This window comes from Clostridioides sp. ZZV15-6383 (assembly GCF_020657735.1).
Taxonomy (GTDB): domain Bacteria; phylum Bacillota; class Clostridia; order Peptostreptococcales; family Peptostreptococcaceae; genus Clostridioides; species Clostridioides difficile_D.
On record NZ_JAGWCV010000082.1, the window covers coordinates 1 to 10977 of the forward strand.

General features: G+C 29.0%; 11 protein-coding genes. 1 reads left to right on the forward strand and 10 read right to left on the reverse strand.

The window, feature by feature from the left end; genetic code table 11:
- Positions 1 to 177: 177 nt before the first annotated feature.
- A complete protein-coding gene (locus tag KGF42_RS17795; protein ID WP_227822765.1) occupies positions 178 to 1209 on the reverse strand; it encodes a putative sulfate exporter family transporter in 1032 nt (343 codons plus the stop codon).
- A 187-nt stretch (positions 1210 to 1396) separates the two neighbouring features.
- Between KGF42_RS17795 and KGF42_RS17800 the strand changes: the two genes are divergently transcribed.
- A complete protein-coding gene (locus tag KGF42_RS17800) occupies positions 1397 to 2287 on the forward strand; it encodes a LysR family transcriptional regulator (protein ID WP_054272173.1) in 891 nt (296 codons plus the stop codon).
- A 52-nt stretch (positions 2288 to 2339) separates the two neighbouring features.
- On the opposite strand, the gene KGF42_RS17805 is transcribed toward KGF42_RS17800, so the two are convergent.
- From KGF42_RS17805 to KGF42_RS17845, 9 genes are all read right to left on the reverse strand, one after another.
- Complete coding sequence (locus KGF42_RS17805) at positions 2340 to 3266, reverse strand: ketopantoate reductase family protein (protein ID WP_227822764.1); 927 nt, start codon at positions 3264 to 3266, stop codon at positions 2340 to 2342.
- A 217-nt stretch (positions 3267 to 3483) separates the two neighbouring features.
- The gene (gene pyrE, locus KGF42_RS17810; RefSeq protein ID WP_003420885.1) at positions 3484 to 4068 is read right to left on the reverse strand and encodes an orotate phosphoribosyltransferase; all 585 of its coding nucleotides are present in this window, start codon (positions 4066 to 4068) and stop codon (positions 3484 to 3486) included.
- A gap of 84 nt (positions 4069 to 4152) precedes the next feature.
- Entirely contained in the window at positions 4153 to 5055 is a 903-nt protein-coding gene (locus tag KGF42_RS17815; RefSeq protein WP_227822763.1) for a dihydroorotate dehydrogenase, read from the reverse strand.
- On the reverse strand, positions 5048 to 5740 hold the full coding sequence (locus tag KGF42_RS17820) for a dihydroorotate dehydrogenase electron transfer subunit (protein WP_054272170.1): 693 nt from the start codon (positions 5738 to 5740) through the stop codon (positions 5048 to 5050). Before KGF42_RS17820 ends, KGF42_RS17815 begins: the two co-directional genes overlap by 8 nt.
- Positions 5741 to 5778: 38 nt before the next feature.
- Entirely contained in the window at positions 5779 to 6699 is a 921-nt protein-coding gene (gene pyrB, locus KGF42_RS17825) for an aspartate carbamoyltransferase (RefSeq protein WP_054272169.1), read from the reverse strand.
- A gap of 289 nt (positions 6700 to 6988) precedes the next feature.
- Positions 6989 to 8035 carry an NlpC/P60 family protein gene (locus tag KGF42_RS17830; protein ID WP_227822762.1) on the reverse strand — a complete coding sequence of 349 codons (1047 nt, stop codon included), beginning with the start codon at positions 8033 to 8035 and terminating at the stop codon, positions 6989 to 6991.
- Positions 8036 to 8569: 534 nt separating this feature from the next.
- On the reverse strand, positions 8570 to 9835 hold the full coding sequence (gene gluD / locus KGF42_RS17835) for an NAD-specific glutamate dehydrogenase (RefSeq protein WP_003420866.1): 1266 nt from the start codon (positions 9833 to 9835) through the stop codon (positions 8570 to 8572).
- Positions 9836 to 9962: 127 nt separating this feature from the next.
- Positions 9963 to 10592, reverse strand: a complete 630-nt coding sequence (locus KGF42_RS17840; RefSeq protein ID WP_227822760.1) for an ATP-binding protein — start codon at positions 10590 to 10592, stop codon at positions 9963 to 9965.
- 216 nt (positions 10593 to 10808) lie between these two features.
- Positions 10809 to 10977 (reverse strand): transposase (locus KGF42_RS17845; RefSeq protein WP_227826805.1); only part of this gene is annotated, 169 nt, incomplete at its 5' end.

Here is a 10977-nt window from a genome sequence, read left to right on the forward strand (position 1 = left end):
GGTCATTATTATGTAAAATAATATTTTACTTTAAATTTTTACCTTAAATAAAAAATGAATTTCTATAAGTTTATACCCACTTAAACTTATCGAAATTCATTTTTTATTTATATTATAAATTATTAGTAACATATTATTTTAATTAATCAAATTAATATTACAAGTACTATTTTTGTACTATATAAATATTTTTATTAAAACTACAGCTGATATAACTTGTACTGCACCTACAAATAAACCATATAAAGAAACTTCTTTCCCTTGTTTCACTAAATCTTTTACATTAACCTTTAAGCCAATTGCTGCTAAAGCTATTATTTCAAATTTGTTACTTATTTCTTTGCACAACACAGATACTTCTTTTGGTATAATGTTCATTGAAAAAAGTGCACAGGTTATAAAGAATCCAATTACATACCATGGTATAGTTACTTTTTTCTTTTTTATCTCATTCTTTTCTTCTTCAAGAATTTCCCTATTAGACTGATTTTTCATATGTCCAAATACTAATACAACAACAACTAGAAATATTACTCTTACTATCTTAAAAATAGTAGCCAAATCTTTTACATTTTCTCCAACAATTGCTCCACTTGCTACAACTTGACCAATTGATTGTAAGGTTCCACCTATCATTGCTGATGTTTTTACAACTTCATGGCTGTATAAAAACTGAGATATTATTGGAAGTAAAAACATAAGAAATATACCAGTAACATTTACAATCGTTACTGCGATTCCTTTTTCTTTATCTGTGGCATTAACTACTGGAACTGTTGCTCCTATTGCAGAAGAACCACATACTGCGTTTCCACTTGCCATTAGAAATCTAAAATTTTCTTCAAATCCTAATTTTTTCCCTATATAAAGTGCTGCTATTATTGTTACTGTCATTTGTAATATTATAAATAAAATTCCTGAAACTTTTAAGTCTATTAAGGTAGATACACTGAGTGTTGCTCCTAATAGTACTATTGAATATGATAATAAATCTGTTTCTGAAAATTTATAACCTTTTTGAAATACCTTTTGATTTAAGAATAAATTTCCTACAAACATGCCTAAAAATATAGAAATTGATGCTGCTCCTACTTTAGGAATTAGAGTAGAAATAAATATACTAATATAACCTACTAATACTGATACAAACAATCCAGGTAATATTTCTTTTACAGTTTTTGATGTCAAATTGCTTTTATTCTTTAACATAATATACCTACCTTATAATTAATATAGTTTTCTTTATAGCAATAGTATATAATTGTAATAACCATAAGTAAAATAAATATATAATATAGTAATGATTAATATTTTTAATGGTTATTACATGTAGTATAATTATTTGTAGAAAGTATATAAAAAATGTAAAATTTCATTATGTAAAGGAGACAAAAAATTGTTTGAAGAATTAAAAACATTTGTAGCTGTTGTTGAATATAAAAATTTTACTAAAGCTGGAGAATACTTAAATCTATCACAACCAAGTGTAAGTAAACATATTAAAAATCTAGAAAATTATTTTAAAGTTGTGCTTATAAATAGGTCTATTAAGCAAAAGACTATTTTTATAACAGAAAGTGGACAAATATTGTATAAAAGAGCTAAGGAAATATTAAATCTTTTGAATATTACTTATCATGATGTAAGTCAAGTTTCAGATGCTATAACTGGGCACTTAAAGATTGGTGCAAGTTTGACTATTGGAGAATATATTCTACCTAATTTTCTAGCACTCTTTTCTCAAAAGTATCCTGACATAGATGTAGAAATTTTTATAAAAAATACATCAATTGTGTGTTCTCATGTTAAGGATTATATTCTAGACATTGGTCTTATTGAAGGTACTTGCTCTTCACCTTCATTTATTCAAGAATATTTTTTTGAAGATAAGATGGTTCTAGCACTTCCATATAATAGCTCTTTGTTAAAAGATTTCAGTTTTAATAAACTTCAGGACCAAAAATGGATAGTCAGAGAAGATGGCTCTGGGACTAGAGATTATTTAGATATGTTTTTAAGTGTTAAAGAAATTATTCCAAAAAGTATGATGGTTTTTGGAAGTAACTATGCTGTCAAAGAATCTGTTAGAAATAATTTGGGAATTACAATAGTCTCTAATCTAGTGACAAGCTTACCTGTTTTAAACAATGAGCTGTCTGTCATAGAGCTTGGAAGCAGCTACAACAGACATTTCTCATATATATTTCCAAAAGATATAACTTTATCAAAAGCAGCAACTATTTTTATTGAAGAGTTAAAAATATTTAGTAATTTAAATAGTATATAACATCAATAAAATTTAAAAGCAATGAATTATTAGAGTTTTTCACAAAGCCCCTTTAAAATCTGCTTTCAATTACTTTTATCATATAAAAAAAAGTCTGATTTATAGGAGTAGGTATGCTATATTTTTTTCCAAGTTTGCAAATATTCTTAGAAAACATATCTACTTCTGTAGGTCTATGTGCTTCTACATCTTGAAGCATTGATGTTCTTCCTTCTTTTGAATGTTCTAGTATTCTATGTAATGAATTTTCTACATCATCTTCTGTAAGACGTATACCTTTTGCCTGAGCTATAAAAACAACTTCCCTCATTGCAGATTTTGCTAGTTCTCTTAAATGCTCAGAACTTTGAAATACTCCATAAGGTGCACCAAGTATAGCTGAAGTTTGATTTACACCAATATTAACCATGTACTTCCACCATATATCTCGTTGAATATCCTTTGATAAAATATATTCTATATTTACACTATCAAAGATTTCAGTTATTATATTAGTTTTTCTATCTTCACTATTATCTTTGTTGCCAAACACAATTATTCCATTAGTAGTATGTATAATATTATTATTGATTTTCTTTGCATCTATATTGGTAACATATGAATATACCATTTTTTCAATTCCAAATCTTTCCCCTATTATCTCTTCGCTATCCACTCCATTTAACAAAGACATTATCACTGTATTTTTTCCAACTAGTCCGTCTAATTCTTTTATGTTTTCTCTTAAATGATTATATTTTAAACCTATAATTATAAAATCAGCCTCTTGTTTATACTCATCCCTAGTTACATAATCAAAATCATACCTTCTTCCATTTATTATAAATCCATCTTCTAGATATCGTTTCTTTCTTTCCTTATCACAAAGAATCTTAAAATCATATTTAGAGTTTAAAAATTGTTCTGCAAAAGTAGCTCCTACAGCACCTACTCCAAAAAATACAACCCTTTTCTGACTTTCATTTAATTGATTTTTCATACTTCCCCCCTCCTCAATATATAATAATTTTTTATCTTATACTTAATATTGTACTGCTACTATCTCTTATTTTGTAAATATATTTTTAACAAAAAACAGTTAACCTTTGTTTATAAGGCTAACTGTTTTTTATCTTTGATTTATATTTTATACTACAAGATTTTACTCTAAAAAATTTATATTTTCTAAATAATACTAAAATTAATTAAATTATTTATTACATTCCTAACTCTTTAAACTCTCTACTTCCAGGCTTAACAACTGGTAATTTTCCTTCTTTACATAAAGGACACTCATCAGATTCATAAACTTGGATATCAAGTTTTATAGCACTATATATAGGCATACCTATATCATGATTAGTTCTATCTGCTATACATGCTACACCTACAACTTCTCCACCTAAGGCTTCCAATACTCTTTTTGTCTCCATAGTTGATTTACCAGTAGTTACAACGTCTTCAGCAATTATTATCTTTGCTCCTTTTTTAACTTCAAACCCTCTTCTTAACTCCATTGTATTGTCTTTTCTCTCAGTAAATACAGCTTCTTTTCCTAATTGTCTTCCTAACTCATAAGAAACTATTACTCCACCCATAGCTGGTCCTACTACTAAGTCTATATCCAAATCTTTTATTTGTTCAACAACTGTACTTAATACCTCAGCAGCATATTCTGGAAATCTTAATACTTTTGCACATTGTACATATCTATTACTGTGTTTTCCTGAAGATAATAAAAAATGTCCCTCTAATAATGCATCACTTTTCTTTAATATATCTACTACATCTACTTTACTCATATTATTTTTCCTCCATGTTAATGTTATAAAATTATTGTTTATTTAATCTATATTTTTCATTTTTAAAATACTATTTATTCTACCTTATATAATTCCTCTTATTTCGTCTAAACTTTTTATTCCTTCTTTATCCATAAATTCATTAATTCCATCTATTATTTCAAGACCAATTCTAGGATTCATAAAGTTTGCAGTTCCAACTTGAATACAAGTAGCTCCTGCCATTATAAATTCTATAGCATCTGTAGCTTTAGTTATTCCGCCCATTCCCATTACAGGTATATTTACATTTTTACACACTTCATGTACCATTCTTAAAGCTATAGGCTTTATAGCTGGTCCAGATAACCCAGCATATACATTTTCAAATACTGGTCTTCTATTTTTTATATCAATTGCCATTGCTTTAAAAGTATTAACTAAAGAGATGCCATCAGCACCTTCTTCTTCACAAACTTTTGCCATCCCTACAATGTCTTCTGCATTAGGTGATAGTTTTATTACTAAAGGTAGTTTCGTTATGTTTCTTACCTCACGAACAACTTCTCTTGCCACTTCATTTTTTATACCAAAAGCCATTCCTCCAGCTTTAACATTTGGGCAAGATATATTTAATTCAATAATATCTATAGGTTTATCATTTAACATTTGAACCCCTAATAAGTAGTCTTCTAATGTCCCACCTCCAACATTAGCTATTCTGACCAAGTCTAATTGACTAAAAAAAGGTAATTCATTATCTATAAACCCTTGGACTCCAGGATTTTCAAGACCAACACTATTCATCATACCAGATGGTGTCTCATGAACTCTCATACCATTATTGCCAAGCTTTTTATTTAAAGTAAGTCCCTTACTGCTTATACCACCAAGTTTTTGTATATCATAAATCTCATTATATTCTTTTCCAAATCCAAAAGTTCCAGACGCCATTATTACTGGATTTTTAAACTCTATACTTCCAAATTTCACACTTAAATTAGCCATTAAAAATCACGTCCTCTCCCCAGAACACGGGACCATCTTTACAAGTCTTTTTATTTCCTTCATTAGTTTTACACGTACATACTAAACAAGCACCTACTCCACATGCCATATGGTTTTCAAGAGATACCATAATTCTCGTTTTAGTACCTTCTACCATCTTAACCAATTTTTCCATCATTGGAGTTGGACCACATGTTAATATATAATCATATTTCTCCACATCAATTATATCTGTTACAAAAGTATTCCCTACTGTTGTATATACCTCATTACATACTTGTCTATATTCATCTTCTAATATAACATCTTCTCTAAATCCAAGATATGCATCACAGTTTTTTATATTTTTAGCAACTAAATATAGTGGCGCTACACCGATTCCGCCTCCTACTAGAGCTACCTTTCCATCAACCTTAGTATATCCATTACCATAAGGTCCTTCCAATTTTATAGTGTCGTTTACTTTTAAGTTACTCAAAATTTGAGTTCCCTCTCCTACTACTTTATAAAGAAAAGTTATTCCTTCTTCATCTATATCATGTATACTTATAGGTCTTGAAAGTACTGGATAAGTATCCCATGCTCTTAACATATAGAATTGTCCCATTTTACCTTCAAAATTACCTTTTACTTTCATTCTATACATATCTTCGCCTATATATATATTTTCCAGAATTTTATACATCCCAAAATCTCCTTTGTTTTACTATTATATGATAGCTATTAGTCTTCATTTATACCTAAAAGCTTTATTATTAAAGCCATTCTAACATACATTCCATATTTAGCTTGTTTAAAATATACAGCTCTATCATCATCATCTACATCTATGTCTATTTCATTTACTCTTGGTAATGGATGCATTACTAACATATCTTTAGATGCTTTTTCTAATTTAGCCTTATTTAAAATATAATAGTTTTTAAGTCTTTCATATTCTGATTTATCTTCAAATCTTTCTTGTTGAACTCTAGTCATATATAAAACATCCAAACTGCCTATAACATCATCTAAATTATTAGTTTCATAATATGCATGTCCCTTTATAGCTTCTTTTATATAATCTGGCATTTTTAATTCTTCGGGTGCTATAAATACAAACTTTGTATTCCTATATCTTGCCATAGCTTTAACCAAAGAATGCACAGTTCTTCCATATTTTAAATCACCACATAATCCTATTGTATGGTTTTCTAAAGTTCCTTTTAATGATTTTATAGTAAGCAAGTCTGTAAGTGTTTGGGTTGGATGCTGATTACCGCCATCTCCTGCATTGATAAATGGTACCTCTGTAAATCTAGCTGCTTCTGATGCTGCACCTGATTGAGGATGTCTCATAGCTATTATATCAACATAACCAGATACTATCCTCATTGTATCGCCTAAAGTTTCGCCTTTTGATGCAGAGGATGAATTTGGTTCTGAAAAACCTACGACACGCCCTCCTAATCTGTTCATAGCAGATTCAAAGCTTAATCTTGTTCTTGTTGATGGTTCATAAAATAATGTAGCTAATAGTTTTCCTTCACATATGCGAGAATATTTTGACGGATTGTCAATTATTTTTTGAGCTAATTCTAATATTTCATCTATTTCTTCTATTGAAAAGTCTTCTGGTTGGATTAAATTTCTTGATTTTAACATCTTTCGTCCTCCTTTTTTAGCCTCTCTGAACTAAAATTAAAAGTATTTTTGTACTGTTAGTAGCTTACCACCTTTGACTTATCCTGTCAAGGGATTGCACAAATAATCATTATATGGAAAGACTACTATTTTATATCATATTAACTTAAATCCCTATTAAATTTAAAGTGATACAAAAACGCTCTATAATACATTTAAAATATAATCATTTTTTGTTTCCTGATTAAATTAAATATAATATAGAGCGTTTATATTTATGTATTTATCAATTTGTCATATTACAAACTGATTATAATATTCTTTTTGCTGTAACAAATCTTGCTGTATAGTATGCTGAATTTATACTAGTTACACGAACTGTTTTTCCTGTTGATGGTGAATGTATCATATTACCTCCACCTACATATATTCCAACATGACTAACAGAACCAGAACCATTAGTTGTGAAGAACACTAAGTCTCCTGGTTGTAAATTTGCTTTACTTACAGTTTGTCCATATTTAGATTGTGCTTTAGATGTTCTTGGTATATTCTTTCCTACTGCATTTCTATATACATATTGTGTAAATCCAGAGCAGTCAAAAGTGTTTGGTCCTTCTGCTCCCCAAACATATGGGCAACCTTGCTTAGAATATGCCAAGTTAAGTACAGCTTGAACTGCATTAGAGTTAGCTGTTGGCACATTTGAACTACTATTTTTTTGATTGTCATTTGTGTTATCTTGTTGATTATTATTTGCATTGTTTTGTTGATTATTATTTGTAGAAGTTCCATTTTGATTAACACTTGGGTTTACTTGTGGTTCTTCTATTACTGGAGCTTTATCAGATATATAAGATGCTTTTACGTATCCTTCTGTTTCTCCATCTTTAACTTTTAACCAATCTCCATTTTCTTCCAACACCAATAAGGAACTTCCTTTTTCCAGCTCTTCAATTACTTCTGAACTTTCACTCTTATCTTTTCTTAAGTTTACTTTATTAGCGTTAGTATATCCCACACCTTCAGATATATCTACATATCTAGTAGCTAACCAACCTTCGCCATCTTCAACTTTAACCTTAACCCATTCCCCTTGAATTCCTAAAACAGTAAATTCATCTCCAGAATAAGCTATGTTTTGAACTTGACCTTCTTCTCTTATTTTTATAGCTACTCCATCTTTTATCTTTGCAACTTTATATTTCACTTCTTTATATTCACCTAAATTTAATTCAGTATTTGTCTTATCATCCTTATTTTGAGATGAATCATTTACTTCATCCGCATTTACAATTGAACTTACTGATAATGCCATAACTGATGCAAATACTGGTATTAATATCTTTTTCTTCACGATAAACCTCCTAAAATTTTCCCATAATTATCTTATGATTCTATTTTGTAGGTGAAGTGTACCTAAGGATAAAATACTAATACACAATACATTAATAAAAGCTCTATCTGTAACTTTTTTGTAAACCACTTTATATAACTTTTATAGTATCATTATATTAATAAAATGAATTAGTTTATCCAATATGTCACCTAAATATACATTATTTATTTAATTATATAATATGGGTCTGTAAAAGTAAAGAATTTTGTATCGTTCGAGGCCAAAGTACACATAAATATTGTTTTATGTGTTTTTTTATGTGGCGTATATTTTTTGATTAAGTTACTATAAAGTTAGATATATTGTGAAGTTTTTGACTTTCCATTAATTTTCACCCATCTTATTTATAGCATTTTAAATTCTAAATTACATAATTTATCAAGTTATTTATAAATTAAAACAAAAAATGAGCCAAATAATTTAAGGGCTGTACTATGTACAGCCCCTTTATATCTTAAATAATTATATCCTATTATTTATTAAGAGTAAATCCTAGTACCAACCTCTTAATTTCATAGCTTCAGCAACTTTCTTAATTGAATGCATGTAAGCAGCTTCTCTCATTGTAACATTGTACTCTTCTTTGATTTTCCAAATAGATTCAAATGCTTTAACCATAGCTATTTCTTCTTTTTGCTCTACTTCTTCTTCTGACCAGTAGTATCCATATAAGTTTTGTACCCACTCGAAGTAAGAAACTGTAACTCCACCAGCATTAGTTAATATATCTGGAGTAAGAACTATTCCTCTTTCAGCAAATACTTCGTCAGCTTCTGGAGTAGTTGGTCCATTAGCAGCTTCACAAACTAATTTAGCTTTTATAGATTCAGCAACTTCTTTAGTTATAGAGTTTTCTAGTGCAGCTGGTATTACTATATCAACATCTGAAGCCCAGAACTCTTCTAAAGATATTCTCTTAGCTCCTGGGAAGTTTAATAAGTTACCATGTTCTTTCATATAATCTAGCATAGCTTGACCATCTAAACCATTTTCATTGTATATAGCATAAGAACCTTCTGATTTGCACCATTCAGCCATAGCTACAACAGTACCACCAAGTTTTTCACAGTTAAGAACTGTATAAGAACCAACGTTTCCTATACCTTGAACAGCTATTTTAGCTTTTTTCATATCTATCCCTAATTTAGCAGCAGCTTCTCTTGCAGTAACAGCAACACCAAATCCAGTAGCAGCTGTTCTTCCTAAAGAACCACCAAATTCAACTGGCTTACCAGTTATAACACCTATAGAACTTTGTCCAGTTAATTTATTGTACTCATCAACCATCCAAGACATTATTTGTCCATTAGTATTTACGTCTGGTGCAGGAACGTCAACTTTCTCACCTATTAATTTATATATTCCATCTATGTATCCTCTACTTAATCTTTCTAATTCACCTTGAGATAAAGTTGATGGATCTACTATTATTCCACCTTTACCTCCACCATATGGTATACCTGTTACAGAACATTTGAAAGTCATCCATATAGATAAAGCTTTTACTTCGTCTCTTGAAACATTTTGATGGAATCTTATTCCACCTTTTGTTGGCCCTACTGCATCATTATGTTGTGATCTAAATCCTTTAAAAGTTTTTATAGAACCATCATCCATTTTTACTGGAATTGAAACTTCTATAACTCTCATAGGTTCTTTTAATAATTCATAAACTGCTGGTTCCATACCTAATTTATCACATGCATTTTTTACTTGAGATTGCGCCATCTCGAAGACATTTACATCTTTTCCTGACATTTGAAAGCCCCCTTATAAATACGTTATAATTATGTATACTCCATTTAGAAAAACCATTTCCTAAATTTACAGTTTAATTATAGCACACTTTATTGCAAATTAGTATATCATTTTTTCAGTTTATTTTTTAACATGAGAGGAAGTTTATTTTTTTAATTTTATGAATGTTAATATCTATTTTTTGTACATTAACTAAAGTCATTTTCTCAATAGACTTTTTTATTATCTGTTGCATATCTTCAATTTTTTTTATAACTTCCAAATCATTGATATTTATACTTACAAAAATATTCATAAAATTATTGCAATTCTCTATATTGATTTTATTTATTCTATCAATGCTTCCAAAGTTGTATACTTCATATTCAATAATCTGTTTAATTACATCAGCACTAATATAAAATTTTCCAATATAGCTAAAAGTTGGTCTTATAATTGTTTTTTCTAAAACTACCATATTCCTATTATTACCTTTTCTAAAAAGCCTCTTCAATGGATTTATACTAAGACCACTTGTCATACTTTTTATCTCAACTGCTGGAACAGGAATTACATGATTTCCTTCTTTTCTAGATTGTTTTGCTATTTCTATTTCATACTTAGTACTTATGTCTTGGATATTTACAAATTTATAAACTCTTCCAATTGATAATCTATCTACAATTTGATTAACCATTTTTTTTGATGTACCAATAATAAGAATTCTTCTTATATTTTCTTTTTTAATTGTTTCTCTAACTTCTTGTCTATGGTCCAAATCATAAAAAATAGCTCTTTTAACTGCTTCTATAGTAGTACTTGCTTGTTTTGCCGATATCCCAGCTAAAACTTTGTTTTTGTATATTAAAATTCCATCCTGAACCTCCCATGACTAAAGTCACAGGGTTCCTGCTTCATAGAATTTTGCATACTAAAATATGTCTTACTAATTCTCAACAGGCTATCCCCGTAGTTCCTACGGTTCTTACATATGTTATCTATTTTTAACTGTTAATAGTCTTAATCCTTCTTTTAGTATATTTATACTTGCATTTATATCTCTATCGTGAGTTTCATTACAACTAGGACAAATCCATTCTCTTATATTTAAGTCCTTCACTTCCTCGTTTTTATACCCACATTTATTGCATATTTGTGAACTT

Bases quoted from the DNA above. Each gene is read 5' to 3' on its own strand.
- KGF42_RS17795 (WP_227822765.1), bottom strand. From the start codon at position 1,209: ATGTTAAAGAATAAAAGCAATTTGACATCAAAAACTGTAAAAGAAATA.
- KGF42_RS17805 (WP_227822764.1), bottom strand. From the start codon at position 3,266: ATGAAAAATCAATTAAATGAAAGTCAGAAAAGGGTTGTATTTTTTGGA.
- pyrE (WP_003420885.1), bottom strand. From the start codon at position 4,068: ATGAGTAAAGTAGATGTAGTAGATATATTAAAGAAAAGTGATGCATTA.
- KGF42_RS17815 (WP_227822763.1), bottom strand. From the start codon at position 5,055: ATGGCTAATTTAAGTGTGAAATTTGGAAGTATAGAGTTTAAAAATCCA.
- KGF42_RS17820 (WP_054272170.1), bottom strand. From the start codon at position 5,740: ATGTATAAAATTCTGGAAAATATATATATAGGCGAAGATATGTATAGA.
- pyrB (WP_054272169.1), bottom strand. From the start codon at position 6,699: ATGTTAAAATCAAGAAATTTAATCCAACCAGAAGACTTTTCAATAGAA.
- gluD (WP_003420866.1), bottom strand. From the start codon at position 9,835: ATGTCAGGAAAAGATGTAAATGTCTTCGAGATGGCGCAATCTCAAGTA.